The following is a 26327-nucleotide window of genomic DNA, read 5'->3' on the forward strand; positions in this document are numbered from 1 at the left end:
CCGGGCAATTGCCCATACGGACTAGCCGCTTGTCTTGACGTGCTGCCAGGCCGCCAGAGCCCGCTCGCGACCGTCTCGGTGTTCGACGATCTTGGCCGGATAGCCCTTGGGACGGACCATCGGTGCGGGATCGTGGATTTCGCCGTCGGGGAGATCGGCGAGTTCAGGTACCCATTCGCGGATATAGGCGGCCGCGTCGAACTTCTCCGACTGGCTGAGCGGCGCCATGATCCGCACGAACATCTGCGCATCGACGCCCGAGCCCGCGCTCCACTGCCAGTTCACCGCGTTGGACCCGTAGTCGGCATCGACCAGCGTATCCCAGAACCACTGCTCGCCCTCGCGCCAGTCGATCAGCAGGTGCTTGATGAGGAAGCTGGCGGCGATCATCCGCACCCGGTTGTGCATCCAGCCGGTGTGCCAGAGCTGGCGCATCCCGGCATCGACGATGGGATAGCCGGTCCTGCCCTGCTGCCACGCCCTGAGGTCTTCCTCGGCGCCCTTGCCCGTGCGCCATTGCAGGAACGAGAAATCCTCCTTGGCGGAGCGACTGCCGTAATCGGGCAGGATCAGCAGCACGTTCTGCGCATAGTCGCGCCAGCCCAGCTCGCCGAGGAACGTGCCGACCGAACCGCCCGCATCCGCCACCGCATGCCAGATCTGCGCGGGCGAAATCTCGCCGAAGTGCAGATGCGGCGAGAGGAACGAGGTGCCCTCGATCGACGGCAGATTGCGCTGCGCCTCATAACGCGCGGCCTCCTCGACGAAGTCCTCAAGCCGCTGGCGCGCGCCCCCCTCGCCCGGTTGCCACATGTCGCGCATGCCGCCAGCCCAGTCGGGCTTGCTGGGCAGGAGGTTCCAGTCCTCCAGCCGGTCGGACTGCGGCCATGCCTCGGGCGCGTCGAACCTCTCCGGGCATTCCAGCGGATCGTGCGGCGGCATGCGCTCGTTCAGCGCCCGCCAGAACGGCGTGTAGATGCGGTAGGGATTGCCCGAGCCGTTCAGCACCGATCCCGGCGGCGCGAGGTAGTTGCCGTGGTGGAGATGCAGGTCCGCCACCTTGCCCACCGCCTTCTCGGCATTGCGCCACCACGGTTCGTAGTGGTGGAGCGCATGGACCTCGCCCCCGCCCGTCTCCCGCACAAGATCCGCCAGCACCTCTTCGCATCTGCCCCGGCGCAGGATCAGCCGCGACCCTTTCTCGCGCAAGGCAGCATCGAGGCTGGCGAGCGAATGGTGCAGCCACCAGCGCGAGGCGCCGCCCATGCGGCGATGTTTCGGCGTCTCGTCGTCCAGCACATAGACCGGGATCACCGGCCCTTTGCTTGCGGCCTCGACAATGGCAGGCTGGTCTGACAGGCGCAGGTCGCGCCGCAGCCAGACGATCACGGGAGTATTCATGGTGCCGGAACGCTTGTCAGTCATCACGGTTTCCTAGCCTCATGAACACGATACCCAAAGCCCCCCACCGCATCGATCCCCGCAAAGCCGCGATGGCCGCCTTGCTTTGCTGGGCCAGCTTCGCGGCGTTCGTCTGGGCGGTTCCCACCGGACGCACCCAGCACTTCGACCGGATCGGCCTGCTGTTCTGGCGGGCCGGAGACCTCCGGCCGCTCGGCCCGGTCAAGCTGCTGGAATGGGTGCGCGATCTCACCGCGATGGGCGGCAGCCTGCTGATCACGCTGTTCACCACCCTCGCCGTCGTGGCGCTGATCTGGCTGCGCTGCCGCAGGGAAGCCGTGCTGCTGGCGCTGACGGTGATCAGCGGCAGCATCGTCAACACACTGCTCAAAGCGGTGGTCGGCCGCCCTCGCCCCGAAATCGTGCCGCACCTGACCGAAGCGGGCGGCGCCAGCTTCCCCAGCGGCCACAGTTTCAATTCCGCCTCGACCTATATCGCGCTGGCCCTCGCCTTCGCGGCGCTCAGCCCGCGCGCGGGCGTGCGCCACACGCTGATTGCCGGCGCCGTGCTGATCAGCCTGACCATTGCCTGGAGCCGGGTCTGGCTCGGTGTTCACTGGCCGAGCGACGTCATGGCCGGATGGCTGGGCGGCGCGGCCTGGGCCTTCACCGCCAGCGCCGTGCTCTACCGCCCCGCCGAAGTCATGCTGGAAACCGCCGAAGACATCAGGGAGCACGACATCCCGCACCGCCCGTAGGCACCTCGACCGAGGTGTTGAAGCCGCGCCGCACCGCAGGCCCGGTGAAGCGGGCATCGCCGAATGTCACCCTGGCGGTGCAGCCATGCGGTTCGATCCGCGCCATGGGGAGCTGCGACCACGCGAGGAATTTCGCCGCCTCCGGGGTCGCATGCGCGGCTTTCGCCACCAGCACACTGCCCATGTTGTCCGCAACCGGCGGCTGGCTGTCCACCAGCGTGAACAGGCTCCGCATCGGATCGTAACGCCCGAAGCCGATATGGCCGTTCTGCCGCCAGATCACGTCGCGGCGCCAGAACGCCAGCGGCTCGGGCGAGGCATAGACACGGTCGGGCACGGCATAAGGCGCGCCTTGCGACGGTGCATTGCCGGCGAGAACCGAAATGCCGATGTTGGCGGCAATGAAGCCCAATGCGCCCGCAAGGGCAGCCTTCGCAGGACGCCCCGCCCTTGCCGCGCCCCGTTTGGCCCGCCTCCGGCTTGCCCATATCCCGGCCCCCAGCATGGCCAGCAGCCACGGCGAGACGATGAACAGGCCGTCAGTATGGAACCACTCCGCGCTCATCGGCGAGAGCAACTGGATCGCATAGACGTTCTGCAAGTCGAGCAAGGGATGGGTCAGCGCGCCCAGATAGCAGAGCGCCAGCAACCAGCCGACCCGCATCGGCAAGCCGCTGCGGAACACCGCCCCCCGCCCCTGCTGCCAGCGGTCTAAGAGCCAGAGCAGCCCTGCCAGCAAGGGCGGCATCAGCAGGACACCGCCCACAAGCCCGTGGGTGAAACCGCGGTGCATCGCCAGCGGCGCCCAGGGCGACCAGCCGAAGAACACGTCGATATCCGGCATGTTGGCGGCCAGGACCAGCGCCGCCAGCCCCTTGCGCGTACGGTTCTTCAGCCCGGTTTCACCGAGCGCCCAACCGACCAGACTATGTGTGAGATTATCCATGAACCGCAGTGTCTTGCATCGACTGCGGCATATCGGAAGCGATTATCCGTCCGGCAAGGGGTGCCGTTCGACGAGCGTCGTTTTCTATTCCGCGGGCCTGTCCTCCACCACCCAGGTCTGTCCCTTGCCCAGCAGCCTCGCGAGATCGGCGTTCTTGCCCGCCGTCAGCCGCGCGCGTTCCTCCACCACGGCGCTTTCGAACGTCGGCGCCGGATCGTCATAGATCACGCCGAGCGCCATCGGGAACGGCCCGAAGGGCATCTCCACCAGCATATGCGCAAGGCCCCGGTTGCGCACATTGTGAACCGCCACACCCGCCGCCTGCCAGTCCCCATTCGCCACATCGACGACCTTGAGCGACAGCGTTTCAAGATCGAGCGCCAGCCCCCGGGTCTCCTTCGCGAAGAGCAGCGGCTCGCCATGGCGGAGCTGAATCTGGTTGTCGGCCGCCACTGCCTTGGCGGTGAAGTCGTCGAAGCGGTCCTTGTTGTAGACGATGCAGTTCTGGAAAATCTCGACGAAGGCCGCGCCGCGATGCCGGTAAGCGGCCTGCAGCACCTCGGGCAGGTCTTTCGACACATCATAACCCCGCGCCACGAACCGCGCACCGGAGCCAAGCGCGAAGGCGCAAGGGCTGGCGGGGCGGTCCACCGAGCCCGCCGGAGAAGTCGGCGAAGGCGTACCCACCCGGCTCGTCGGCGAATACTGGCCTTTGGTGAGGCCGTAGATTTCGTTGTTGAACAAGAGGATCTGGCAATCGAGGTTCCGGCGCAGCACGTGCATCGTGTGGTTGCCGCCGATCGACATGCCGTCCCCGTCGCCCGTCACCAGCCAGACGTCGAGTTCCGGGTTGGCCAGCTTGATGCCGGTCGCCACCGCCGGCGCGCGGCCGTGGATCGTGTGGAAGCCGTAGCTTTCGACATAGTAGGGAAAGCGGCTCGAACAGCCGATACCGGACACGAAAACGGTGTTCCTGGGATCGGCACCGAGCATCGGCAAAGTGCGCTGCACCGCCTTCAGGATCGCATAGTCGCCGCAGCCGGGGCACCAGCGTACTTCCTGATCGGTTTCCCAGTCTTTCAGCGTGGTCACGGGGGTCATGTCGTTCATGATCGTCTCCAGGCTTGAGCCAGAAACTCAGGGCTGCTCGCTCTCGGGCGCGGGCAGCTGGGTATCGTTGACGGGAACCTCGCCGCCCTCGTTGTCGGGGATGCCGTCGAAGAACCCGCCTATCGCCTCTTCCAGTTCGGCGATGGCAAAGGGCTGGCCGCTGGTCTTCGACAGCGGCACCGCATCGATCAGGAACCGGTCGCGCAGCACGGTCTTGAACTGGCCGGTGTTCATTTCCGGCACGAGCACCTTGTCGAACCGCGCCAGCAGGTCGCCCAGATTCTCGGGCAGAGGCCAGACATGGCGGACGTGGACATGGCTGACGTCCAGCCCCCGCCGGCGCGCGCGGCGCACGGCCTGATGGATCGGTCCGAACGTCGATCCCCAGCCGACCACCGCCAGCGTGCCGCCGTCCGTGCCAAGGCATACGTCCTGCGCCGGGATGGCCCTGGCCACGCCGTCGATCCGGGTCTTGCGGGCATCGGTCTGCGCCTGATGGGCTGTCGGCGAATAGTCGATATTGCCGGAACCCAGCGCCTTTTCGATGCCGCCGATGCGGTGCATCAACCCTTCCGTACCGGGCCTGATCCACGGACGGACCCCGCGCGCGTCGCGCTTGTAGGGCAGCACCGTCTCGTCGGGGCCGTTCGGCCCCTCAAGGAAATGCGCCGGGAACGGGGTGAAGGTGGCCGGATCGGGCACTTTCCACGGTTCGGAGGCATTGCCGATATAGCCATCGGTCAGCAGGATCACCGGCGTCATGAACTGCGTGGCGATGCGGCAGGCCTCTATCGCGCATGCGAAGGCATCGGCGGGCGAGCGCGCCGCGATCACCGGCAGCGGCGCATCGCCATTGCGGCCATAGACCGCCTGATAGAGATCGGACTGCTCGGTCTTGGTCGGCAGGCCGGTAGACGGCCCGCCGCGCTGCGAATTGACGATGACCAGCGGCAGTTCGGTCATGATCGCCAGCCCCATCGCCTCGCCCTTGAGCGCGAGGCCGGGACCTGAGGACGACGTGACGCCCAGTTGCCCCGCATAGCTGGCCCCGATGGCGGCGCAGATCGCGGCAATCTCGTCCTCGGCCTGGAAGGTGGTGACGCCGAATTCCTTCATCTTCACCAGATGGTGCAGGATCGCCGAGGCCGGGGTGATCGGATAGCCGCCGAAGAACATCGGCAGGTCCGCAAGCTGCGCCCCCGCCACCAGCCCCAGCGATACGGCCTCAGCCCCGGTGATCGTGCGGTAGAGGCCGGGTTCGGCGGGCACCGGATCGATATGCTGCTTGCGCAAGGGACCCGCCAGTTCCGCCGTCTCGCCATAGGCGTGCCCCGCATTGAGCGCGGCGACATTGGCCTGTGCCAGCACCGGATGCTGCGCGAACCTGGCGTTCAACCAGTCCACCAGCGGCTGCCGGTCCCGGTCGAACATCCACAGCGCCAGCCCCAGCGTCCACATGTTCTTGCAGCGCAGCGCCTCCTTGTTGCCGAGGCCGAAGGGTTTCACCGCCTCCATCGTCAGCGCGGAAATGTCGAAGGCCAGCACGTCCCACCGGGCGAGACTGCCATCCTCCACCGGATCGGCCTCGTACTTCGCCTTTTCGAGGTTGCGCTTGTTGAACTCCCCGGTGTCGACGATGACGAGACCGCCGGGCTTCAGTGCCTCGATGTTGGTCTTCAGCGCCGCCGGGTTCATCGCCACCAGCACATCGGGCGCATCGCCCGCCGTGGTGATCTCGCTGGAGCCGAAGTTGATCTGGAACGCCGAGACACCGAACAGCGTGCCCTGCGGCGCGCGGATTTCAGCGGGAAAATCGGGAAAGGTCGCCAGATCGTTTCCGGCAAGCGCGGTGGAGAGCGTGAACTGCCCGCCGGTGAGTTGCATGCCGTCGCCGGAATCACCGGCAAAGCGGACCACCACCGCCTCTGCCGCCTGCTTCCCCGGGCCCGCCTGCGAATCCGTAACCGATGAGATTGTCGCCATCACCGTCCTCCGCCGGGAGGTCCGGTCTGCCGCCGTCTCTCCCTGAGCGCAGACTATGCCCGCTTACCGCAGACACAAAACGGAAAAACATCGGCAATCCGCAAGGAAGCGCCCGTTTCCGTTTAGGTAAGCATAAATCGCGCTGGCAATGGCGGCGCCCTTGCGCCATTGTGCCGGGCATGCGCTTCGACACGGCGATCCCCGATCAGACCTTTCCGACGCGCCCCTTCTCCACAATCTGGAATTTCTCTCGACGATGAACGATTTCGCGTCCCTGCCCTACCGCCCCTGTGTCGGAGTCATGCTGGTCAATCCTGACGGCAAGGTCTTCGTCGGCAAGCGAATCGACACCAAGGAAGGCGACTGGTGGCAGATGCCCCAGGGCGGCGTCGACGACGGCGAAGACCTCAAGGACGCAGCCCTGCGCGAGCTTTGGGAAGAGACCGGCGTCCGCGAACACAACGTCACCGTGCTGTCGCGCACGCGCGAGGAACTGCTCTACGACCTGCCCGAAGACCTGATCGGCAAGCTGTGGAAGGGCAAGTATCGCGGCCAGCGCCAGACCTGGTTCCTGCTGCGCTATGACGGCAACGACAACGACGTCGATCTGGAAGCCCACAAGCCGGCCGAATTCAACGACTGGAAGTGGGTCGACGCCGAGCAACTGCCCGACCTCATCATCCCCTTCAAGAAGCGCGTCTACCGCGCCGTCCTGGAAGAATTCCGCGCGCTTATCTGAGCGCGCCTCAGGCTGGACCGAGATCCTTCGACAGGGCTCAGGATGAGCGGACTTTATGCAGTTCCACTCGTCCTGAGCCTGTTTTTATGCGTGCCTGAAACCGCCTTGCGCTCATCCTCAGCCTGTCGAAGGGCCTGAGCTTGCGAAGGATCAGTTTTCCGAAACCACCGGCTTGGGCGCAACCGCATCGGCGCTGACGACACGCGGCGCCCCGGCCTTCGAGATCTCGGCCGCCAGCTGCTGCGCCTGAGCGCAATCCTTGCCGCACAAGGTCTGCAAACGGGCGAGATTGCGTCCGGCCTTGTCGGTCGCACCCTTTTCGGCCAGCGCGATGCCTTCGCCCGCGATCGCCTCCAGGTTGCGCGGATCGGATACCAGCGCCACACGGTAATAATGCAAGGCCTTGCCCTGAAGGCCCTGACGGCGCGTGGCATCGGCCAGCGCCAGCAGCACCGAGACATTACCCGGCGCCACCGTCAGCGCCGCTTCATAGGCATCGATGGCGCCGTTGATGTTACCGGCTGCAACCGCGGCCCGCCCTTCACCGAGCAGGGTGGCCGCACGCGGATCGAGGGCTGCGGCAGGCTGCGAGAAGATCGCGCTGGAAGAAACGGCAGCAACTAGAGAAAGGGCAATCGCAACAGGCGTATAACGCATCAACAGGTCCTTGGCCGAGGGCTTGGTCCTCATCATGACGCCGACGCTATCACAGCCGATGGAAGCGCGCGACGAAAAAGCCGTCGGTGCCGTCATGCCACGGCGAAAGGCGCAGCCCCGCCCCGCGCGCGGTGCCGGCCGGCAGTTCCGGCAGGTCCGCCTGCCAGCCGGGATGACCGCGCAGGAACGCCGCCGCCCGGTCCGCCCCCTCCTCGTCGAGCAACGAACAAGTGACAAACACCAGCCGCCCGCCGGGCCGCACCAGTCCGGCCGCCACATCGAGCAGCCGCGACTGGATCGCCGAATAGCGCGCCAGTTGCGCCTCGGTCAGCCGCCAGCGCGCTTCCGGATTACGACGCCAGGTGCCGGTGCCCGAGCACGGCGCATCGACCAGCACGGCATCGGCCAGCCCGGCAAAACGCTGGAGCGCCTGCGCTTCCTTGTTGGGATCGAGCAGCACGGTCTCGACATTGGTCGCTCCGGCCCGCTCGGCACGCGGGGCAAGGCGCGACAGGCGCGCACGGTCGACATCGCAGGCGACCAGGGTGCCACCGTTCTCCATCGCCGCGGCCAGCGCGAGGGTCTTGCCCCCGGCCCCGGCGCACAGATCGATCACCGTCTCGCCCGGACGCGCGCCGACCACTTCGCAGGTCAGCTGCGAGCCGGTGTCCTGCACCTCGATGGCGCCGTGGACATAGGCGTCGGTCTGCTCGATGCTGGTTTCGGGCGGATAGCGCCAACCTTGCGCGGCCAGCGACCGCTCTCCGCCCTCGGGCAGCTCCACGCGCCCGCCGCGCAGCGTATTGACGCGAATATCGAGCGGCGCACGGTCGAGCAGCGCCATGGCATCCGCTTCGGCCACCTCGCTCCTGGCGAATCGCTCGACCAGCCAGCGCGGCGCAAGGCCGGCCGGGGCAACCGGCTCACCGGCAACGATGGTGGCGGGCGAATGGCCGGTGCCGCCGAACTGGGCCGCAATCTGCGGGTCCTCGGCGGCAACGCGCAGCATGGCCGCACGGCCGGTCTCGGGCACTTCGCCGCAAGCCCGGATCGCACGGTAGGTCAATTCACGGATCGCGCGCCGGTCCTTGCTGCCGGCAAAGCGGCGGGTGCGGAACCAGTCCCCGATCAACCGGTCGGCAGGCGCACCATTGGCGCGCGCCGCCGCGATCACGAGATCCAGAACCTCGATCGCCGCCTGAACGCGCGCACCCGGCGTCATGCTCCCACCCCCCGGCTCGCTGAAATCAGCGCGTCGGGTAGTTCGGCGCCTCGCGCGTGATGGTCACGTCATGGACGTGGCTCTCGCGCAGGCCGGCATTGGTGATACGCACGAACTGGGCGTTCTTGCGCAAGTCGTCGACCGTGGCCGAGCCGGTGTAGCCCATGGCCGCCTTGATGCCGCCGACCAGCTGGTGGATGACGTCCTTGGCCGGGCCCTTGTAGGCGACCTGGCCTTCGATGCCTTCGGGAACCAGCTTCATCTGGTCCTTGATGTCGCCCTGGAAGTAGCGGTCGGCCGAACCACGGCCCATCGCGCCTACCGAACCCATGCCGCGGTACGACTTGTAGGCGCGGCCCTGGTAGAGGAAGGTCTCGCCCGGCGCTTCCTCGGTACCCGCCAGCATCGACCCGACCATGATGGTCGAGGCACCGGCGGCAAGCGCCTTGGCGGCGTCACCCGAAGTGCGCAGACCGCCGTCGGCGATCACCGGCACGCCCGACTTGTCGGCCTCTTCGGCGGCATCCATGATCGCGGTCAGCTGCGGCACGCCGACACCGGCGACGATGCGCGTGGTGCAGATCGAGCCCGGGCCGATGCCGACCTTGACGCAGTCCGCACCGGCGTCGATCAGCGCCCGCGCCGCTTCGGCGGTGGCGATGTTGCCGGCGATGACCTGGGCCGAGTTCGACAGCTTCTTCACGCGCTCGACCGCGAGCGCCACGTCCTTGTTATGGCCGTGGGCGGTGTCGATGACGACCACGTCGCACTCGGCCGCCAGCAGCGCCTCGGTGCGGGCGAAGCCCTTGTCGCCCACGGTGGTCGCCGCGGCGACGCGCAGGCGGCCGGCGGCGTCCTTGGTGGCGTCGGGGTAGGTGACGGCCTTCTCGATGTCCTTTACGGTGATGAGGCCGACGCAGCGGAAGTCGTTGTCGACGACCAGCAGCTTCTCGATCCGGCGGGCGTGCAGCAGGCGGCGCGCTTCTTCCTGGTCGACGCCCAGCTGCACGGTGGCGAGGTTCTCGTGCGTCATCAGCTCACGCACCGGCTGGGCCGGGTTGGCGGCGAAACGCACGTCGCGGTTGGTGAGGATGCCGACCAGCTTGCCCGAAGCCTCGACCACGGGAATGCCGCTGATCTTGTTGGCGAGCATGATCGCCTGCGCTTCCCCCAGCGTGGCGTCGGGCGTGATGGTGATCGGGTTCACGACCATGCCGCTCTCGAAGCGCTTCACGGCACGCACGGCAGCGCACTGTTCCTCGATGGTGAGGTTGCGGTGGAGCACGCCGATGCCGCCGAGCTGGGCCATCACGATCGCCATGTCGGCTTCCGTCACGGTATCCATGGCCGAGGAGATGACCGGGATGTTGAGGCAGATGTCGCGCGTCAGGCGCGTGCGGGTGTCGGCCTGGGTGGGGACGATGTCGGACTTTGCAGGACGCAGAAGTACGTCATCGAAAGTAAGTCCGAGGGGAATGTCCATGTGCGCCACCATTGTCGTGTCAGGGGAGAATCGTGGCGGCCCATGTAATCAAGTGGGGCCGATAGTGCTAGGCCTCATTTTATCGCCGGCGAGACGGCCGGCGGCGGTGTCGCGGGCAGCGGCGGCGCCGCCTTCTGCGGCGCGGCGCCCCCGTTCGCGCCGCCATCGGCGGGAACCCGCCTGAGATCGCCGTACCAGCGCCCCAGCGCCGAGAGCAGCTTCACGTCATCCGCCGCGCCGCCCAGCTCGATGGGATGGGACATGTGCTGCAGGTCGTCGCTCGGCCGGTGATAGTCGCCCTCGAAAAAGGCGCGCATGCGGGGCATGTCGCCATAGGCCGTGGACACCAGCACGGCGGGAATATCGTGCTGCATCAAGGCCCAGCCGTCCTGGCGGCGGACATAGTCGTTGCCTTCCTCGGTGGCGGAAATCTTGAGCTTCTCGGCCCTGGCGACCTGGGTGATGGTGGCATCGAGCCCGGTCATGCCGCGCCCGACGATGGCAAACGGGGTGCCGCGCGGGGCGATGGCGTTGGAATCGATGTTGAAGGCGGCAACGATCTGGCGCAGCGGCAGCGGCGGGTTCTCGGCAAAGGCATGGGCACCGAGCAGGCCCAGTTCCTCGCCGGTGGTGGCAAGGAAATAGACGTCGCGGTCGAGCTGGCCCCCACGCGTGAGACGGCGCGCCACTTCGGTCAGCGTCGCGACCCCGCTGGCATTGTCGATCGCCCCGTTGCAGATCACGTCGGTGGCCGGCGGCGCGGCACAATCGCCGAAATGGTCCCAATGGGCCAGGAACAGCACCGCGCCCGCCTCGGGATGGCGCCCCGGCAGCTTGCCGATGAGATTGTGGGTGCGGATCGTCGTCTCGCGCGTGGTGGCTTCCAGCGAGGCGGTGAGGTCGAGCGGGACCGGCGCGAAGTCGGCGCTGGCGGCCTGCGTCTCCAGCGCCGGCAGGCTCTGCGAGGTGCCCTTGAGCAGCATCGCCATGGCATCGCGGGTGATGAAGGCCTCGAGATCGCCGCCCACGGCATCGTCGGACAGCGCATAACCCGAGCGCTTGCGCCGCGCCGCCACGTCGTCGAGGCTGCGCGCGCCGTCGAGCACGGTGAGCACCGCCGAGGCGCCCATCGCCAGCAGCTGGTTCTGGCGCTGGCTGTCGGGCGTGTCGCCGTCAAGGACAACGGCGATGCGGCCCGCCAGTTCGGTGCGCGAATAGTCGCGCCCGCGCCCCTTGCCGACAAACAGCAGCGGCACGTTGCGCACCAGGCTGCGCTTGCCCGAAGTCAGCACCAGCACGCCGCTCGGCGACAGCACGGTGCGCCAGCCCTTGCGCTGGAACTGCGCGGACGAGGCGGCCGGATCGCGCGCCACCAGGGTGACCGGCGCAAACCACTCGTGGCCCGGATCGTTGGTGCCCGAGGTCAGCCCCATGTCGAACCACTGCTTGCCGAGATAGCGCAGCGTCTTCGCCTCGCCCTCGGTGCCCGGCTCGCGCCCGTCGAAATCGTCGCTGGCAAGGATGGCGATCTGCGCGCGCAGGCGGGCGATGATGTCCTGATCCGCGCGTGAGGAAGCCGACTGGGCATTGCCCGACCACATCAGGACGGTCCCCAGAGCCAATGCTCCGGCGACACCGATCGCGGCCGCGTGGGCCCTGTTCGCCTTCAAACCCCTGTTCATCGTGCCGCAGCCTATAAGGCGGAAATCCCCGCGCGGTTAGCAAATCTCGCTGCGAGACCCGCGGCAACGGCGCTTTTTCGCGAATCCGTGCTGCAAGAACCACAAACCGGCGCTGCCTTAAGTCTTTTCGATTGAACAGCAGCATAACGGACGCATAGGCTGGAACTAAGAGCGTGATCGTAAATTCGTGAAAAGACGGATTTCGTTTCGGGACCGCCTCGCTCCCGGGCGGCGGTTCCGGCTCTGATACCCGGTTTGCACGAAAGGGACACGGATGCGGCTAGACGATTTCAACCCCGACGATATCCGCGTCTCGCAGGGCGGCAGCCGCTTTCCCGGCGGCGGCGGCGGCAAGCTGGGCTGCGGCACGCTGGTCATCCTGCTGATCGGCATGTTCGTGTTCGGCATCGACCCGCAGCAGATGCTCGGCACTATCGAGAACGTCCAGCAGCAGGTGCCCGAGCAGAGCGCCCCGGACCAGACCGCCCCGATGCAGAACCCGCAGCAGATCTGCGGCCAGAACGCCTATGCCACCGAGGCGTGCAATGCGCTCAGTTCGCTGAACCAGACCTGGGAGCCGTTGTTCCGGCAGGCCAACGTGCCCTTCCAGCAGCCCGAACTGCACTTCTACAACGGCAGCGACCGCTCCGGCTGCGGCGCTGCGCAGGCGGCGATGGGGCCGTTCTACTGCCCCGCCGACCAGGGCATCTACATCGACACCAGCTTCTACGACGAGATGGACCACAAGCTCGGCGCCAAGGGCGATTTCGCGCGCTACTATGTGGTCGCCCATGAATACGGGCATCATATCCAGCACTTGCTCGGGCTCGACGGCAAGGTTCGCCGCGCCCAGCAGCAGAGCCCGTCCCAGGCCAACGCCCTGCAGGTCCGCATGGAACTTCAGGCGGACTGCTATGCCGGGGTCTGGGCAGGCAAGAACAAGGCCCGGATCGAGCCCGGCGACATGGAGGAAGGCATGACCGCCGCCAGCGCCATCGGTGACGATACCTTGATGAAGAATGCCGGCCAGCGCGTAAGCCCGGAAAGCTTCACCCACGGGTCGAGCGAGCAGCGCATGCATTGGCTGAAACAAGGTCTCGAAAGTGGGAACGAGGACGCTTGCGATACGTTCAAGACCATGGAATGATCCAATAATTTCGGGCGGGTGCGACCGTTCCGGGGCCAGCTGCCGCGCGTCTGCGCGCGGGGCCGATGGGCTGCCGCGCCCTTCCCGCCGACAGGAGAAGACCATGCGTCACGCCTGGACCACGCCTTCCCGCATCCCCGCGGCCCGCACCCCCGCGGCCCTCCCCCCCGTCCCCCTTACCCGCGTCCGCGTTACCCGCGCCCCCCTTACCCGCGCGCCACTTGCCCGCGCCGCCCTTGCTGCCACGGCATGCGCCGCCCTGCTGGCCGCCGCCCCCGCTGCGGCGCGGCAGCGCCCGGTCACCGACACCACCCCCGACGCGGTGGACGTCGCCAAGACCCCGGTGACCGATCTCAACCTCGACAAGAAGGACATCCCGCCGGTGCTGGTCGCCGCGATCGATGCGCCCTACACGCTCAAGGGCATCAGGAGCTGCAGCCAGTATGCGGCAGCCGTGGAAGAGCTCGATGAGGTGCTCGGCGACGACGTCGACCTGCCGCCCGAAGACCGGGACGGGGTCAATGCAGGCCGCATCGCCAAGTGGGCGGTCAGCTCGTTCATTCCCTTTCGCGGCCTGATCCGCGAAATTTCCGGGGCCAGCGCGCATGACCGCGCGGTGCTGGCGGCGGTGCGCGCCGGCTATGCCCGGCGCTCCTTCCTCAAGGGCATGGGCCATGCCAAGGGCTGCAAGTACCCCGCTTCCCCGGCAACGCCCGCGATCGTCCAGGCCCGCCTGAACGAGATCCAGGCCGCGAAGGACAAGAAGGACAACGACGACCGGAAGGACGGCGCCAACCGATAGAAAAGGGGGAGGAAAAGCCGCGCCTTCCTCCCCCTTTCTTCCTGTTCTCGTGCCATCCGGCGACGCGATCAGTCGTCCTGCGATGCGGCCGCCTCGGCCCGCTTGCGGGCAAGATCGGCACGGGCACGGGCCATTTCGTCATCGAGCTGCGACATGATCTCGCGGCGGATCTCGGCAGAAAGATGCCGGTTTGCCGCAACCGCGTCGCGGGCCGAGGCGACCGCCTTGGCGGCCTCCTTCATCGCCTGCTCCGGGGCGCCGGTGCAGATCACCGTGACCTCGGACCTGCCGCCCCGGCTCGAACGCGCCGCGCTGCGGCGGCTGTCGGCCGGGCACCGGCTGTCGAGCGTCATTTCCTGCTCGATGCGCGAACGCCCGCCCTGGTCCTCGCGGACGATGCGAATGGTCTGGACCTTGCCGTCCGACGAGACCGTCTCGCGCACTTCGGGCACGCTGCGCATGGCCTGCGCGACCGCGACATCGACGTCACGGGCGATGCTGCGACCAAGATCGCCCCAGTCACGCACGGCCGGCGGGGTCGGCGGGGCGGGCGGGACTGGCGGCATCGGCGGCACGGACGAGGGAACCGCTGGCGCGTAGGGGACCGGCCCGGCATGGGCCGTATGTGCCGCCGGAACCGGCGGTGCAACCGGCAGCGCCGCAAATTCGGGCGCGAGGTCGGGTGCGTCCGGATCGACCGCGCGGATCGCGGGCGCCGCCGTGGCAGCAGGCGCTGGGATAGCAGGCGCGGGGGTAGCGGGCGCGTCGGGCACCTCGGGCCTGTCCATGGCCGCATAGGTTACCGTCGCCGTGAACGGCACCGAAACGATAGCGAGTGCAAACAGACCGCGTGCCGCGACGGTCCGGGCCGGCGAGACGTCCGCCTGCGCCAGCGCCTTGAGGCGCAGGATGATCGGCTTCTCGCCTGCCAGCGCGCCCGCGATCGGTGCCGCCAGCGTGAGGCGGCTACCTGCCGCGAAGCTGGCGATGAGGCGGCCGTAGCGCGCGCGCATCTCGCGCCCGCAGCCGGCCATCACCCGCGCGTCGCAGGCAGCCTCCTGATCGGCCCGCAGTGCCCGCCAGGCCGCCCAGCCGAGCGGATTGAACCAGTGCAGCGCAAACAGCGGCTGCAGGGCCATGATCGCCAGCAGGTCGTTGCCCGCGTGGTGCTGGAGTTCGTGGGCGATCGCGAAGTCCGAGGCTTCCGAATCCGCCGAAGCCAGGAACCCGCGCGGCAGCGCCACCACCTTGTCGAACACCCCGAAGGCCAGCGGCGCGCTCGCCGCCGGGCTCTCGACGATGCGGATGTTCCCGGAACGCGCGACAACCCGCGCCTCGGCAAGGATGTCCCGGCGCATCGCCTGGTAGTTCCAGATCCGCGAAGCCAGGAAACAGACCGCCCCGCCGAGCCAGACCGCCAGCAGCACCGTGCCCCAGGGCACATGGCTGAGCAGACCCGCATCGAAAGTGGCTGGGTCCGGGGCCAGGTCCGGGGCCAGGCCCGGCGCCATCGTCAGCACCGCCTGCGATGAAGCCAGCGGCTGAGCCAGCGGCAGTGCCTGCGGCGAAACCTGCGAGACCGCGGTGGCAACCGGCGGCAGCGCCGGCCCCGCCGCCGCGGTGATCGGCTCTATATCGACGGAGAGTTCCGGCAGCAGGCCGCGGGGCAGGGCCAGCGGCGGCAGGACCAGCCGGATCATCGGCAGCGCCCAGAGCGCATAGGCCGCGGCCGGCCCGAACCAGCGCGCCACCGGACGGCGGGCCAGCAGGATCAGCGCCATCAGCAGCGCAGTCATTGCAAGCGTATCGGTCAGCCACTCGATCATGACGTCAGCTCCCCTCACTTGAGCGCTTTGAGCAGGGCTTCGATTTCCGCGATGTCATCTTCGCTCAGCGCGTCGGCCTCGGCAAGATGAGCAAAAAGCGGCGCGGCGCGGCCGCCGAACAGGCGGTCGACCAGGCGGCGGCTTTCGGTGCCGACATAGGCCTCGCGGGCGATGCGCGGCGAGTAGAGGAAACGCTTGCCATCGGGCTCGGTGGCGACCGCCTGCTTGGCGACCAGCCGCGAGAGCAGCGTCTTCACCGTCGCCAGGCTCCAGCCGCGCGGTGCGCAGACCTGCTCGCAGACTTCGGTGGCGGTGAGCGGGCTGCGCTGCCACAGCGCCTCCATCACCGCATGTTCCGCTTCCGAGATCCGTTCCGGCGTGTCGGGCTCTTCGGCCACGTCGTCCTCCATCGTTTACACACGTAATCGACTACGTTTGTAAACATGAACGCCGGATGAACGCACACGCCCTCCCCTCAGGACTTGCCCGTCAGGATCCCGATCATCACCGCCGCGCCCAGCAGGACCAGAAAGCCGTTGAACGTGACCAGCAGCGAGCCGGGCAGACGCGGCGTATCGGTTTCCGGCGGGGCCAGCACCGGGCGCAGCTGGCGCCAGATTCCCGCCACGAAGCAGAACTCGGCGAACAGCAGCAGCATCATGGTGGTGGTCATGACCAGCCACTCGGCCACCAGCCCCTGCAGCAGTGCCCTTGCCCCGATGCCCGAGGCCAGCGCGCCGAGCCCCGTGCGCACCCAGGCCGCATAGGTTCGCTCGGCGGCGAGAATGGTGCGGTCGGCGGCAAGAACGGTGCGCCGGTCGGCGGTGTCGGTCTGCCTGGCGACGTTGCCGGCTATTTCGCCCGCCAGTTCGTCCGCGCTTTCGCCCTGGCTGGATTTCTCGTCCATCGCGGGTCTCCCGTGCGGCGCGGATCAGCCCGCCAGCTTGCCCAGTTTACGAAGCCCGAAGGCGACCGCGATCATGAACACGCCTCGCATGAAAAAGCTGATGGCGACCATGATGGCGAGGAAACCGATGGCGGTCGGCACGCTCGACACCAGCAGCAGCGCGCCCAGCACCAGGTCGAGCACGCCGAGGAACAGGCGCCAGCCCTTGTCGTGCCGGGCCTTGAGGGCAAAGGCGATCTCGAACCCGCCGGAGATCAGCAGCCAGGCACCGATCGCCCAGACCAGCGTGATCGCGCCGGCCACGGGGTTGAACAGCACGTAGAGCCCTGCCAGCAGGCCGATCGCGCCGAGCAGGATCTCGGTCCAGCGCGCACGCGTGGACAGCGAATGGATGCCCGCCGCAATCGCGGCGACGCCGTAGACGCACAGGACAAAGCCGATCAGCAGGCCGGTCGTGAAGCTCGCCACCAGAGGATTGGCGATCACCACCACCGCCACCGCGATCAGCAGCAGCCCATAAGCGAGCACCCAGCCCCAGCCGAGCGGCGGCGAGCCGAGATAGGGAGGGGCAAGCGGATCGGTGAAGGCACTCGGGTCGGTCTGTGAGGTCGTCATGCAATCGACTCCTGTTCCCGCGTGATAATACCTAAGTAATGCGACGGGTTGGTTTCGGTTGCAATGCAAATACTTGAATCGATACGGCGCCTGCCGGTCATTTCGGACCCCGAAAAAGCAAAAGGCGGCGCTCCGTTTCCGGAGCGCCGCCTGTTTGTCTTGCCGATACCGGCGCGAGGATCAGTACACGCGGGCCTTGGGCTTGATGTACTGTGCGTCGTCGGTCAGCGTGTATTCGTGGACCGGACGGTAATCGAGACGGATTTCGCCGCCCTTGCCGCCCCAGCCGTTGAACCAGCCCACGGTGTGCTTCATCCAGTTCGCATCGTCGCGGTTCGGGAAGTCCTCGTGCGCGTGGGCGCCGCGGCTTTCCTTGCGCGCCTGGGCGCCGTGCAGCGTGACCGAGGCCTGCGAGATCAGGTTGTCGAGTTCCATCGTCTCGACCAGATCCGAGTTCCAGATCAGGCCGCGATCGGTGACCTTGACGTCCTGGAAGCGCTCATAGGTCTTGGCGAGCTTTTCCTTGCCTTCGACCATGAGTTCATCGGTGCGGAACACGGCGGCGTGGGCCGACATGGTGCGCTGCATCTCGGTGCGGACTTCGGCCGTCGGCGTGCTGCCGTTGGCGTTGCGGAAGTGGTCGAGGCGGGTCAGCGCGAGGTCGGCCGAATCCTTCGGCAGTTCCTGCTGCGCCGCGCCCGGCTTGACGATTTCCTTGAGGCGGTGGCCGGTGGCACGGCCAAACACCACGAGGTCGATCAGCGAGTTCGAGCCCAGGCGGTTGGCGCCGTGGACCGAGACGCAGGCCGCCTCGCCCACCGCGAACAGGCCGGGGACGACCGTGTCCGGGTTGCCGTCGGCACCGATGGTGACGACTTCGCCGTGGTAGTTACAGGGAATGCCGCCCATGTTGTAGTGAACCGTGGGAACCACAGGAAGCGGCTGGCGGGTGAGGTCGACGCCCGCGAAGATCTTGCCGCTCTCGGTGATGCCCGGCAGACGCTCGCCCAGCACCTTGGGATCGATGTGATCGAGGTGCAGGTAGATGTGGTCCTTGTGCGGGCCGACGCCGCGGCCTTCGCGGATTTCCAGCGCCATCGAGCGCGAGACGACGTCGCGCGAGGCGAGGTCCTTCGCGGAAGGCGCGTAACGCTCCATGAAGCGCTCGCCTTCGGAGTTGGTGAGGTAGCCGCCCTCGCCGCGCGCGCCTTCGGTGATCAGCACGCCCGCGCCGTAGATGCCGGTGGGGTGGAACTGCACGAATTCCATGTCCTGCAGGGGCAGGCCGGCGCGCAGGACCATGCCGCCGCCGTCGCCGGTGCAGGTATGGGCCGAAGTGGCGGTGAAGTAGCTGCGGCCATAGCCGCCGGTCGCCAGCACCACGGCCTGCGCGCGGAAGCGGTGGATCGACCCGTCATCCATGCACAGCGCGATCACGCCGACGCACTTGCCGCCGTCCATGATGAGGTCGATGGCGAAGTATTCGATGAAGAAGTCCGCGTCGTACTTCAGCGACTGCTGATAGAGCGCGTGCAGCATGGCGTGGCCGGTACGGTCCGCCGCGGCGCAAGTGCGCTGCACCGGCGGGCCTTCGCCCATGTTCTGCATGTGGCCGCCGAACGGGCGCTGGTAGATCGTGCCGTCGGCATTGCGGCTGAAGGGCACGCCGGCGTGCTCCAGTTCATAGACCGCGGCCGGGGCTTCGCGCACCATGTATTCGATGGCGTCCTGGTCGCCCAGCCAGTCCGACCCCTTGACGGTGTCGTACATGTGCCAGGTCCAGTGGTCCGGCGTGTTGTTGCAGAGCGAGGCGGCGATGCCGCCCTGTGCCGCCACGGTGTGCGAGCGGGTCGGGAAGACCTTGGTGATGCACGCGGTCTTCAGGCCGGCTTCGGCCGAGCCCATGGTGGCGCGCAGACCCGAGCCACCGGCGCCGACAACGACGGTGTCATAGGTATGGTCGATGATCTTGTAGGCAGGCGCGGACATCAGGCGTGTGCTCCCAGCGCGAGGCGGATGACGCAGAAGACGCCGAAGGCGATGCCACCGCAGGCGGCAAGGTTCAGCGCCGCGATGCAGGCGAACTTGTTGGCGTGCTCATGCACATAGTCCTCGACGAGGACCTGCAGGCCGAGGCGCGCGTGCCAGAACGTGGTGACGACCAGCAGGATCATCGCCACGGCCGGGATCGGACGGGCCAGCCATTCGACGACCGACGCATAAGTCAGGTCCGGCAGCATCACGAAGGAGGCGGCGAGGAAAAGGCCGGTCAGCAGGTTGCCGATGGCGGTGAAGCGCTGCAGCAGCCAGTGATGAACGCCGGTCTTGGCCGAGCCGAGGCCGCGCACGCGGCCGATGGAAGTTCCGTTACCCATGTTTCCCGTCCCTCAGCGAAGCAGCAGGAGCGCCCAGAAGGCGGCAGTGACGACAACACCCATGATCGGGGCGAGGATCGAGAAGGTCTTGTTGGCCTTCAGTTCGAAACCGGCGCCGATGTCGAGTACGAAGTGGCGCAGGCCGCTCATCATGTGGCTGAAGAACGCCCAGGAGATGCCCACGAGCACGACATAGCCGAGCGGCGAGGTCATGCACTTGGTGAGCAATGCGTAAGCTTCGGGTCCGCTGGCCAGTGCCCCGAGCCACCACAGCAGCAGGCCGAGGCCGGCAAACGCCATGCCATCGCCCGTCACGCGGTGCAAAATCGAGACGAACATGTGTGGGCCCCAACGCCAAATCTGGAGATGGGGCGAAAGCGGACGGTTCCTGGTGCCGTCTTTGGCCATGGCTCTTTCGAATCCCTTTTGCCTTTGCAGCAGCGTCAAGCTGCCCCTGTCGAGAAGTCCCCTTAGACAAATCACGGCTTGGCGCAAGTTCCGCGAAGCACATCGCAGATGCATCGCACACAAGCGACTCGCCGCCCCGCCCATCAACGGCACATCGAGAACCGCAACCGCCCCGCCGCCAAGGCCAGCCCCGGCGCACTGGCCTTGGCGGCCCGCCCGGCCTAAAGCGCAGGTCGATGAATCGCCTTCCCTTCCTTCTGCCCCCCGCGTTCCTGCTCGCGGCCTGTTCCTCCGCGCCCGGTACAGCCGCGCCTTCCGAACGCCCCGCCGAGACCGCTTCGGCGCGACTCGCACGGCAGGCACTGGCGCCCGCCAGGCTCGTCGCGGCCTGCAAGGACCATGACGGCTGGGGCGATCCGGCACCGCCTGCGCAGCTATACGGCAATACCTATTATGTCGGCACCTGCGGCATCAGCGCGATCCTCATCACCGGCGCAGCGGGCCACGTGCTGATCGACGGCGGCATTCCGGAAGCGGCGCCGCTGGTGCTCGCCAATATCAAGGCGGCGGGTTTCGATCCCAAGGACGTGCGCTGGATCCTCTCCAGCCATGAGCATTTCGACCATGCCGGTGCCCTCGCCGCTCTTAGCCGCGCAACCGGCGCGAAAGTGGCCGCCCTGCCCGCCGCCGCGCAGGTGCTGGAAAGCGGCAAGGCCGATCCCGCCGATCCGCAGTACGGCGGGCTCGACGCCTTCCCCGCCGTTCATGTCGACAAGCGCCTGACCGATGGCGAGAAACTGACGCTGGGCAACATCACCCTCACCGCCCGCGCCACCCTTGCCCATGCCGCCGGATCGACCAGCTGGACCTGGCAATCGTGCGACGATCAGGGCAAGTGCCTGACCATCGCCTATGCCGACAGCGCCAGCGCGATCTCCGCCAAGGGCTACCGCTTCACCGATCACCCCGAGCGCATCGCCGCCGTCCGCCAGGGCTACACGCGAATCGCCGAACTTCCCTGCGACCTGCTGGTTACCCCGCATCCCGGCGCGAGCGACCTGTTCGCGCGCCTGGCGGACACCGCCCCGCTGGTCGATCCCACCGCCTGCCGCGCCTATGCGGCCGCCGCCACTACCCGCTTCGACCAGCGCCTTTCCCAAGAGGCCGGCTCGCAAGCGAAGGAGACCCGTTCGTGAGCTGGAAAATCACCGCCTTTGCCCCGCGCTCCGTCATCGAGGGGGCGCTGCTCGCCCATGAGGACGCTTTCGACTGGGATCCCGACATCGTCATCTCCGGCAGCGAGATCGCCGAGGACAAGCCGGACGACTGGCAGCTCGAAGCCTGGCTCGCGCACAAGCCGAAAAAGGCGGACAAGGACGCCCTCGCCGCGCTGTTCACCGGCGGCGCGCCGAAGTTCACCGTCGAGGAATTGCCCGAGACCGACTGGCTGGTCGCCAGCCAGGAAGGCCTCGAACCGATCCGCGCCGGGCGTTTCTACGTGCATACCCCTGAATATCCGGCGCTGAGCGCACCCGGCGTCACCGATTTCGTGATCCCCGCCAGCCAGGCCTTCGGCACCGGCCAGCATGCGACCACCGCCGGTTGCCTCGAGATGCTGACCCACATGAAGGCGCAGGGCCTTGTCGTGCGCAACCATGCGGACATCGGCACCGGCACCGGCCTGCTGGCCTTTGCGGCGATGACGCTCTGGCCCCGCGCGCTGGCCACCGCCAGCGACATCGACGCCGTCTGCGCCACCGTCGTCGCCGACAATGCCGAGGCCAACGGCGTGCCGCTCGGCGCGCGTCAGGGCGAACTGGCGATGACGATCGCCGACGGCATGGAGCACCCGCTGCTCGAAGCGCGCGGTCCTTACGACCTCATCATGGCCAACATCCTCGCCGGACCGCTGGTGAGCCTCGCCCCCCACTTCGCCAAGGCGCTGGCGCCGGGTGGCAGCCTCGTGCTGGCGGGCCTGCTGGAAACCCAGGAAGCCGCCGTGCGCGGCGCCTGCCGCCGCGCCGGCCTGCGGCTCGCCGCAAGGCTGGTGAAGGGCGACTGGTCGATCCTGTGGATGCGCGCGCGCCGCAAGCAGGCATGAACCGGATCCCGCCGCGGGACGTGCTCGCGGCGGGCATCTTTCAGGCCCGATAAAGCTCCAGCCCCGGACCATGCGGCCCCAGCTTCATGGCCTCCATGAACTCGCCCGCGATCGGCGCATCGAAGGCAAAACCCACCCGGTCGCCCACCACCCAGCGCACCGTCCCGGTGACGCGGGCAAAGCCCGACATCGCCATGACCAGCCGCAGCCCCTTTTCCAGCAGACTGCTCTCGATCACGAGCTGACACCCTTCGGGCGAGATATGGCGGGCCAAGGCCGTGGCAAAAGGGGTAACCGCGTGGACTGCGGGCAACACCAGGACACCTCCCTCGTCGGTCTCGCGTTGATGACCGGATGACTAATTAACAAAGGTAAACGCGCTGTAAATAATTCGTCAACTTTTTCATGGCGGATTTCCGTACGTATTTCAACGCGGTATCGGATTTACCGAAAAACAAAATTAACCACATAAAACAAGACGGAATTAAGGATTCCAAACAAGAATTGAGCCTCAAGGGGGGCTGGTGACAACAGCTCATGAGGCCAACTATGCTTCGTACCGAAATCGACCGCCCCGCGGTCGTCGTGGGACCCCTGGGTGAAGCTCTCGACCGCAAGGCCCTGCCGCCGCGCGATACCCGACGCTGGGTCGCGCGCCGCAAGGCCGAAGTCGTGGCTGCCGTCAATGGGGGCCTGTTGACGATCGCCGAGGCCTGCGACCGCTACGATCTCACGCTCGAGGAACTTGCCTCGTGGCAGCGCGCCGTCGAGCGCGAAGGAATGGCAGGGCTGCGCGCCACCCGCGTGCAGCACTACCGTCAGGTGCACGAACGCCAGTCCCGCTTCTCCTGAACGGGCCGGTGCTGCGGCACCATAGCGCCGGGCGAGACGGGGTGTGTCCCTTCCGGCGCTGACCAATGGGCCCGGTCCGAGAACCGGCGGCTGAAACTGCGACCCCTCAGCCGGCGGCTTCGACGATCCGGGCCCATTCCGCTTCATCGATGACCCTGATGCCAAGGTCGGCGGCCTTCTTCAGCTTCGAGCCCGCGCCCGGCCCGGCGACCAGAATGTCGGTCTTGGCCGAGATCGAGCCCGCCGCCTTGGCGCCCAGCCGTTCGGCCTGCGCCTTGGCCTCGTCGCGGCTCATCGTCTCCAGCTTGCCGCTAAAGACCACGGTCTTGCCCGCGACTTCGCTCTCGACCGTTTCCACCACGTAAGGCGGCGGCGATACTTCGGAGAGCAGATCGTCCCAGACCGCGCGGTTGTGCTCTTCGTGGAAGAAATCACCCAGCGCCTCGACCACCGCCGGGCCGATGCCGTCGATCGAGACCAGCTCGGAATAGGCATCGCTACCCGCCTGCGCGGCTTCCTCGCCCTGTTTTGCGTGCGCCTGCTCGGCAATCGCGCGCAGCGCCGGCAGCGCCTCGAACCGCTTCATCAGGTCGCGCGCCGTCACCGCGCCGACGTGGCGGATGCCGAGCCCGAACAGCAGCCGCGCGGCATCGGGACGGCGCTTGGCTTCCACCGCCGCCAACAGATTATCCACAGACTTGTCCTTCCACCCGTCCAGCGCGAGGATCTCCTCGCGCCGCTTGCGGAGACGGAAGATGTCCGCCGGGCTTTCGAGCCAGCCCTTCGCGAAGAACTCGTCGATGGTCTTTTCGCCCAGCCCCTCGATGTCGAGCGCGCCGCGGCTGACGAAGTGCTTGAGCCGCTCGGTCCGCTGCGCCGGGCAGATCAGCCCGCCGGTGCAGCGCACGTCGACCTCGGCTTCCTCCGCCACGGCTTCCGAGCCGCACTCGGGACAGTGATCGGGGAACGGGAAAGCCGGCCGCTCCACCTCGCGGGTGAGGTTGTCGACGATCTGCGGGATCACGTCGCCCGCGCGCTGGAGCACCACGGTATCGCCGGGGCGCACGCCGAGGCGCCCGATCTCGTCGCGGTTGTGGAGCGTGACGTTGGTAACGGTGACGCCGCCCACCAGCACCGGCTTCAACCGCCCCACCGGCGTCAGCTTGCCGGTGCGACCGACCTGGATATCGATCGATTCCAGCGTGGTTTCCGCCCGTTCCGCCGGGAACTTGTGCGCCAGGCCCCAGCGCGGCGCCTTGGCGACAAAGCCGAGGCGCTGCTGCCAGTCGAGGCGGTCGATCTTGTAGACCACGCCGTCGATCTCGAACGGCAGATCGGGCCGCCCGTCGCGGATCGCGCGGTAGGCGGCGAGCATGTCCTCGACCGAATGGCAGAGCCGGAACTGCGGCGAGACCGGCAGGCCCCAGCTTTCGATCCGGCGGATCACCTCATGCTGGCTCGCCCCCGGCACGTGGCTGGCCGCGCCCCAGCCGTGCGCCCAGAAGCGCAAGGGGCGCTTCGCGGTCACCGCGGCATCCTTCTGGCGCAGCGATCCGGCGGCAGCATTACGCGGATTGGCGAACTGGCGGACCTTGCTCTCGTCGAACGGCTCGCCCTTTTCCTCGGCCAAGGCGCGTGCCTCGGCCATCAGCGTCTCGTTGAGCGCGTGGAAGGCGGCCTTTTCCATGTAGACTTCGCCGCGCACCTCGAACACGTCCGGAATGTCGTCGCCGACCAGTTCCTGCACGATGTCGGCGATGTGGGCGACGTTGGGCGTCACGTCCTCGCCCACCTGCCCGTCGCCGCGCGTGGCGGCGCGCACCAGCCTGCCGTTCTCGTAGCGCAGCGAGCAGGAGAGGCCGTCGATCTTGTCCTCCGCCGTGACCAGCACCGGCTCGTCTGCCGAGAGCGAGAGGAACCGGCGCACGCGGCCCACGAAGTCCTCCACTTCCTCGTCGCTGAAGGCATTGTCGAGGCTCATCATGCGCACCTCGTGCCGCACCTTGCCGAGCGGCGAGGCGGCCACGTCGTGGCCGACCTTGTTCGCGGGCGAATCGGGCCGGACCAGATGCGGGTAGGCCGCTTCCAGCTCGGCATTGCGGCGCACCAGCGCGTCGTATTCGGCATCCGCGATCTCGGGCGCGTCCTCGGCATGATAGAGCCGGTTGGCGCGGTTGATCTGACGCGCCAGACGCATGAGTTCGTTGGCGGCTTCGGCCTCGCCCGGAAGCGCAGGCCGGGCAAACAGATCGGGAGTGTCAGTCATGGCCCAGCCTATGCCGCAAGCCCGCCCCGGACGGCAAGGCGAAGCACGCCTCACGCTCGCAGCGCTCCCCGGGAAAGACGGGTGAAGGCAGACCACGCCCGCCCCCGCGGCGACCGAAGCCGTTTACAACCTAGGTAGATATTCCCGGAAAAACACGGGTATACCCCCCGTTGCGGCGCTTCGCTCCCCCTGCTCATTCTGCCTGCCGGTGCCAGGCGGTAAACTCAGGGAGGAGGCGCAAGCCGGTCGATGCGAAGGCAGATATTATCCCGAGGCCGGCCACCGGGGCGTCTCGCCGCGCTGGGTGCAGCCCTCGCCACCTTTGCCTGCGCGTGCCCGGCACTCGCCCAGGAGCAGGAATCGCAACAGCAGGAAGCGCAGGACGACCGGCCCGCCCCTTCGCCGGAGGCCGAGAAGGCCGCCGAGGATCCCACCAAGATCGCCACCAAGCTGGGTGTCGCCTATGCGGACGAGCTTTCCATGTCCGGCTCGATGGCGATCGGCCCCAAGCTGAAATTCAATGCAAGGATCGCCAGGTCGGGCCAATGGTCGCTCGGCGCATCCTATCTCCTGCCGGTTGCCATCGTCACCTTCACGGCCGGCAGGAGCGAGCTCGACACCGGGGTCAAGCAGACCCGCTATTCGCTCGGCGGCTTCGTCCCGCTCAGCCAGCTCGGCCTGAAAACCGGCAAGTGGCTGGTGTTTGTCCCGTTCGGCTATACTTACACCAATAGCCGGCAAGGCGCGGTGACCGACCTCGACCAGCAGGACGGCATTCCCATGACGATGAGCAGCAGCAGCGGTTATCTCGGGCTGTTCACGATCCGGCCGCTGACCCCGCGCCTGACCCTGATGGCCGGCGCCAACTATACCCGCGGCACGCACGACTATTCGGGCGTCGCGGCAGGCGGCGGCCTGTCCTACCACCTGACCAAACAGGACACGGTGGCACTGCGCGGCAGCTACGTGAACAACAGCTTCGGCACCAGGAAACGCATCGGCATTTCCTATCAGCACGAATTCTAGGCGGAACTCATCGCCGCAGCA

The 26327-nt window shown here is 67.4% G+C and carries 25 protein-coding genes; 8 read left to right on the forward strand and 17 right to left on the reverse strand.

The genetic code is table 11. The features are described from left to right. Positions 1 to 21: 21 nt before the first annotated feature. On the reverse strand, positions 22 to 1401 hold the full coding sequence (locus CA833_RS00965) for a deoxyribodipyrimidine photo-lyase (RefSeq protein ID WP_207079890.1): 1380 nt from the start codon (positions 1399 to 1401) through the stop codon (positions 22 to 24). A 41-nt stretch (positions 1402 to 1442) separates the two neighbouring features. Here CA833_RS00965 and CA833_RS00970 point away from each other — a divergent pair, with 41 nt between their 5' ends. Beyond that, positions 1443 to 2159 (forward strand): phosphatase PAP2 family protein, encoded by a 717-nt coding sequence (locus tag CA833_RS00970; RefSeq protein ID WP_207078937.1) that lies wholly within the window; start codon positions 1443 to 1445, stop codon positions 2157 to 2159. Here the strand turns inward: CA833_RS00970 and CA833_RS00975 are convergent. The 3 genes from CA833_RS00975 to CA833_RS00985 form a co-directional block, all read right to left on the reverse strand. Further along, a complete protein-coding gene (locus CA833_RS00975; protein ID WP_207078938.1) occupies positions 2128 to 3105 on the reverse strand; it encodes a metal-dependent hydrolase in 978 nt (325 codons plus the stop codon). The genes CA833_RS00970 and CA833_RS00975 overlap by 32 nt on opposite strands. 84 nt (positions 3106 to 3189) lie before the next feature. Continuing rightward, a complete protein-coding gene (locus CA833_RS00980; protein WP_207078939.1) occupies positions 3190 to 4215 on the reverse strand; it encodes a 2-oxoacid:ferredoxin oxidoreductase subunit beta in 1026 nt (341 codons plus the stop codon). A gap of 27 nt (positions 4216 to 4242) precedes the next feature. Then, positions 4243 to 6198, reverse strand: a complete 1956-nt coding sequence (locus CA833_RS00985) for a 2-oxoacid:acceptor oxidoreductase subunit alpha (protein WP_207078940.1) — start codon at positions 6196 to 6198, stop codon at positions 4243 to 4245. A 256-nt stretch (positions 6199 to 6454) separates the two neighbouring features. Here CA833_RS00985 and CA833_RS00990 point away from each other — a divergent pair, with 256 nt between their 5' ends. Further along, entirely contained in the window at positions 6455 to 6937 is a 483-nt protein-coding gene (locus CA833_RS00990) for an RNA pyrophosphohydrolase (protein WP_142632720.1), read from the forward strand. Positions 6938 to 7087: 150 nt separating this feature from the next. Here CA833_RS00990 and CA833_RS00995 read toward each other — a convergent pair whose 3' ends face one another. The 4 genes from CA833_RS00995 to CA833_RS01010 all read right to left on the reverse strand — a co-directional run bounded on the left by CA833_RS00995 (position 7088) and on the right by CA833_RS01010 (position 11981). Continuing rightward, a complete protein-coding gene (locus CA833_RS00995) occupies positions 7088 to 7630 on the reverse strand; it encodes a hypothetical protein (protein WP_207078941.1) in 543 nt (180 codons plus the stop codon). Between the two features lie 13 nt (positions 7631 to 7643). After that, positions 7644 to 8816 (reverse strand): RsmB/NOP family class I SAM-dependent RNA methyltransferase, encoded by a 1173-nt coding sequence (locus CA833_RS01000; RefSeq protein ID WP_142632718.1) that lies wholly within the window; start codon positions 8814 to 8816, stop codon positions 7644 to 7646. A 25-nt stretch (positions 8817 to 8841) separates the two neighbouring features. Beyond that, a complete protein-coding gene (gene guaB / locus CA833_RS01005) occupies positions 8842 to 10299 on the reverse strand; it encodes an IMP dehydrogenase (protein ID WP_142632717.1) in 1458 nt (485 codons plus the stop codon). 74 nt (positions 10300 to 10373) lie between these two features. Continuing rightward, complete coding sequence (locus CA833_RS01010) at positions 10374 to 11981, reverse strand: M28 family peptidase (RefSeq protein WP_207078942.1); 1608 nt, start codon at positions 11979 to 11981, stop codon at positions 10374 to 10376. Between the two features lie 274 nt (positions 11982 to 12255). On the opposite strand from CA833_RS01010, the gene CA833_RS01015 reads away from it, so the two are divergent. Beyond that, positions 12256 to 13128, forward strand: coding sequence for a neutral zinc metallopeptidase (locus CA833_RS01015; protein WP_142632715.1), 873 nt, complete (start codon positions 12256 to 12258; stop codon positions 13126 to 13128). Positions 13129 to 13231: 103 nt separating this feature from the next. Beyond that, on the forward strand, positions 13232 to 13930 hold the full coding sequence (locus CA833_RS01020; RefSeq protein WP_242526199.1) for a hypothetical protein: 699 nt from the start codon (positions 13232 to 13234) through the stop codon (positions 13928 to 13930). 68 nt (positions 13931 to 13998) lie between these two features. Here the strand turns inward: CA833_RS01020 and CA833_RS01025 are convergent, their stop codons facing one another. The 7 genes from CA833_RS01025 to sdhC all read right to left on the reverse strand — a co-directional run bounded on the left by CA833_RS01025 (position 13999) and on the right by sdhC (position 20061). Then, positions 13999 to 15756: a M56 family metallopeptidase gene (locus CA833_RS01025; RefSeq protein ID WP_207078943.1), complete on the reverse strand. Its 1758-nt coding sequence runs from the start codon at positions 15754 to 15756 to the stop codon at positions 13999 to 14001. Positions 15757 to 15770: 14 nt separating this feature from the next. Next, on the reverse strand, positions 15771 to 16166 hold the full coding sequence (locus CA833_RS01030) for a BlaI/MecI/CopY family transcriptional regulator (RefSeq protein WP_142632713.1): 396 nt from the start codon (positions 16164 to 16166) through the stop codon (positions 15771 to 15773). A 65-nt stretch (positions 16167 to 16231) separates the two neighbouring features. Further along, entirely contained in the window at positions 16232 to 16663 is a 432-nt protein-coding gene (locus tag CA833_RS01035; RefSeq protein WP_207078944.1) for a YidH family protein, read from the reverse strand. Positions 16664 to 16687: 24 nt separating this feature from the next. Then, positions 16688 to 17278, reverse strand: coding sequence for an HdeD family acid-resistance protein (locus CA833_RS01040; RefSeq protein ID WP_142632711.1), 591 nt, complete (start codon positions 17276 to 17278; stop codon positions 16688 to 16690). A 180-nt stretch (positions 17279 to 17458) separates the two neighbouring features. After that, on the reverse strand, positions 17459 to 19267 hold the full coding sequence (gene sdhA, locus CA833_RS01045; protein WP_207078945.1) for a succinate dehydrogenase flavoprotein subunit: 1809 nt from the start codon (positions 19265 to 19267) through the stop codon (positions 17459 to 17461). After that, on the reverse strand, positions 19267 to 19653 hold the full coding sequence (gene sdhD, locus CA833_RS01050) for a succinate dehydrogenase, hydrophobic membrane anchor protein (RefSeq protein ID WP_142632709.1): 387 nt from the start codon (positions 19651 to 19653) through the stop codon (positions 19267 to 19269). The genes sdhA and sdhD overlap by 1 nt, the downstream gene beginning before the upstream one ends. A gap of 12 nt (positions 19654 to 19665) precedes the next feature. Continuing rightward, positions 19666 to 20061 (reverse strand): succinate dehydrogenase, cytochrome b556 subunit, encoded by a 396-nt coding sequence (gene sdhC / locus CA833_RS01055; RefSeq protein ID WP_142632708.1) that lies wholly within the window; start codon positions 20059 to 20061, stop codon positions 19666 to 19668. A gap of 236 nt (positions 20062 to 20297) precedes the next feature. Between sdhC and bla the strand changes: the two genes are divergently transcribed. Beyond that, on the forward strand, positions 20298 to 21257 hold the full coding sequence (gene bla / locus CA833_RS01060; RefSeq protein ID WP_207078946.1) for a subclass B3 metallo-beta-lactamase: 960 nt from the start codon (positions 20298 to 20300) through the stop codon (positions 21255 to 21257). Continuing rightward, the gene (locus tag CA833_RS01065) at positions 21254 to 22162 is read left to right on the forward strand and encodes a 50S ribosomal protein L11 methyltransferase (protein ID WP_207078947.1); all 909 of its coding nucleotides are present in this window, start codon (positions 21254 to 21256) and stop codon (positions 22160 to 22162) included. The genes bla and CA833_RS01065 overlap by 4 nt, the downstream gene beginning before the upstream one ends. 40 nt (positions 22163 to 22202) lie before the next feature. Here the strand turns inward: CA833_RS01065 and CA833_RS01070 are convergent, their stop codons facing one another. Continuing rightward, positions 22203 to 22436, reverse strand: coding sequence for a PilZ domain-containing protein (locus tag CA833_RS01070; RefSeq protein WP_242526200.1), 234 nt, complete (start codon positions 22434 to 22436; stop codon positions 22203 to 22205). A 275-nt stretch (positions 22437 to 22711) separates the two neighbouring features. Here CA833_RS01070 and CA833_RS01075 point away from each other — a divergent pair, with 275 nt between their 5' ends. Beyond that, positions 22712 to 23014 carry a DUF1153 domain-containing protein gene (locus CA833_RS01075; RefSeq protein ID WP_142632705.1) on the forward strand — a complete coding sequence of 101 codons (303 nt, stop codon included), beginning with the start codon at positions 22712 to 22714 and terminating at the stop codon, positions 23012 to 23014. A gap of 106 nt (positions 23015 to 23120) precedes the next feature. On the opposite strand, the gene ligA is transcribed toward CA833_RS01075, so the two are convergent. Next, entirely contained in the window at positions 23121 to 25280 is a 2160-nt protein-coding gene (ligA, locus tag CA833_RS01080) for an NAD-dependent DNA ligase LigA (RefSeq protein WP_207078948.1), read from the reverse strand. A gap of 249 nt (positions 25281 to 25529) precedes the next feature. Between ligA and CA833_RS01085 the strand changes: the two genes are divergently transcribed. Next, entirely contained in the window at positions 25530 to 26306 is a 777-nt protein-coding gene (locus CA833_RS01085) for a TonB-dependent receptor (RefSeq protein WP_242526201.1), read from the forward strand. The last annotated feature ends 21 nt before the right edge of the window (positions 26307 to 26327 follow it).

The sequence above is a fragment of the Novosphingobium sp. KA1 genome, assembly GCF_017309955.1.
In the GTDB taxonomy this organism is placed as follows: domain Bacteria; phylum Pseudomonadota; class Alphaproteobacteria; order Sphingomonadales; family Sphingomonadaceae; genus Novosphingobium.

What these genes read in the sequence shown, in the direction of transcription:
- CA833_RS00970 (WP_207078937.1), top strand. Translation starts at nt 1,443, where the DNA reads ATGAACACGATACCCAAAGCCCCCCACCGCATCGATCCCCGCAAAGCC.
- CA833_RS01075 (WP_142632705.1), top strand. Translation starts at nt 22,712, where the DNA reads ATGCTTCGTACCGAAATCGACCGCCCCGCGGTCGTCGTGGGACCCCTG.
- sdhA (WP_207078945.1), bottom strand. Translation starts at nt 19,267, where the DNA reads ATGTCCGCGCCTGCCTACAAGATCATCGACCATACCTATGACACCGTC.
- guaB (WP_142632717.1), bottom strand. Translation starts at nt 10,299, where the DNA reads ATGGACATTCCCCTCGGACTTACTTTCGATGACGTACTTCTGCGTCCT.
- CA833_RS01015 (WP_142632715.1), top strand. Translation starts at nt 12,256, where the DNA reads ATGCGGCTAGACGATTTCAACCCCGACGATATCCGCGTCTCGCAGGGC.
- CA833_RS01035 (WP_207078944.1), bottom strand. Translation starts at nt 16,663, where the DNA reads ATGGACGAGAAATCCAGCCAGGGCGAAAGCGCGGACGAACTGGCGGGC.
- CA833_RS01010 (WP_207078942.1), bottom strand. Translation starts at nt 11,981, where the DNA reads ATGAACAGGGGTTTGAAGGCGAACAGGGCCCACGCGGCCGCGATCGGT.
- ligA (WP_207078948.1), bottom strand. Translation starts at nt 25,280, where the DNA reads ATGACTGACACTCCCGATCTGTTTGCCCGGCCTGCGCTTCCGGGCGAG.
- CA833_RS00965 (WP_207079890.1), bottom strand. Translation starts at nt 1,401, where the DNA reads ATGAATACTCCCGTGATCGTCTGGCTGCGGCGCGACCTGCGCCTGTCA.
- CA833_RS00985 (WP_207078940.1), bottom strand. Translation starts at nt 6,198, where the DNA reads ATGGCGACAATCTCATCGGTTACGGATTCGCAGGCGGGCCCGGGGAAG.
- CA833_RS00975 (WP_207078938.1), bottom strand. Translation starts at nt 3,105, where the DNA reads ATGGATAATCTCACACATAGTCTGGTCGGTTGGGCGCTCGGTGAAACC.
- CA833_RS01000 (WP_142632718.1), bottom strand. Translation starts at nt 8,816, where the DNA reads ATGACGCCGGGTGCGCGCGTTCAGGCGGCGATCGAGGTTCTGGATCTC.
- CA833_RS01020 (WP_242526199.1), top strand. Translation starts at nt 13,232, where the DNA reads ATGCGTCACGCCTGGACCACGCCTTCCCGCATCCCCGCGGCCCGCACC.
- CA833_RS00980 (WP_207078939.1), bottom strand. Translation starts at nt 4,215, where the DNA reads ATGAACGACATGACCCCCGTGACCACGCTGAAAGACTGGGAAACCGAT.
- CA833_RS00995 (WP_207078941.1), bottom strand. Translation starts at nt 7,630, where the DNA reads ATGATGAGGACCAAGCCCTCGGCCAAGGACCTGTTGATGCGTTATACG.
- CA833_RS01085 (WP_242526201.1), top strand. Translation starts at nt 25,530, where the DNA reads ATGCGAAGGCAGATATTATCCCGAGGCCGGCCACCGGGGCGTCTCGCC.
- bla (WP_207078946.1), top strand. Translation starts at nt 20,298, where the DNA reads ATGAATCGCCTTCCCTTCCTTCTGCCCCCCGCGTTCCTGCTCGCGGCC.
- sdhD (WP_142632709.1), bottom strand. Translation starts at nt 19,653, where the DNA reads ATGGGTAACGGAACTTCCATCGGCCGCGTGCGCGGCCTCGGCTCGGCC.
- CA833_RS00990 (WP_142632720.1), top strand. Translation starts at nt 6,455, where the DNA reads ATGAACGATTTCGCGTCCCTGCCCTACCGCCCCTGTGTCGGAGTCATG.
- CA833_RS01025 (WP_207078943.1), bottom strand. Translation starts at nt 15,756, where the DNA reads ATGATCGAGTGGCTGACCGATACGCTTGCAATGACTGCGCTGCTGATG.
- CA833_RS01040 (WP_142632711.1), bottom strand. Translation starts at nt 17,278, where the DNA reads ATGACGACCTCACAGACCGACCCGAGTGCCTTCACCGATCCGCTTGCC.
- CA833_RS01030 (WP_142632713.1), bottom strand. Translation starts at nt 16,166, where the DNA reads ATGGAGGACGACGTGGCCGAAGAGCCCGACACGCCGGAACGGATCTCG.
- sdhC (WP_142632708.1), bottom strand. Translation starts at nt 20,061, where the DNA reads ATGGCCAAAGACGGCACCAGGAACCGTCCGCTTTCGCCCCATCTCCAG.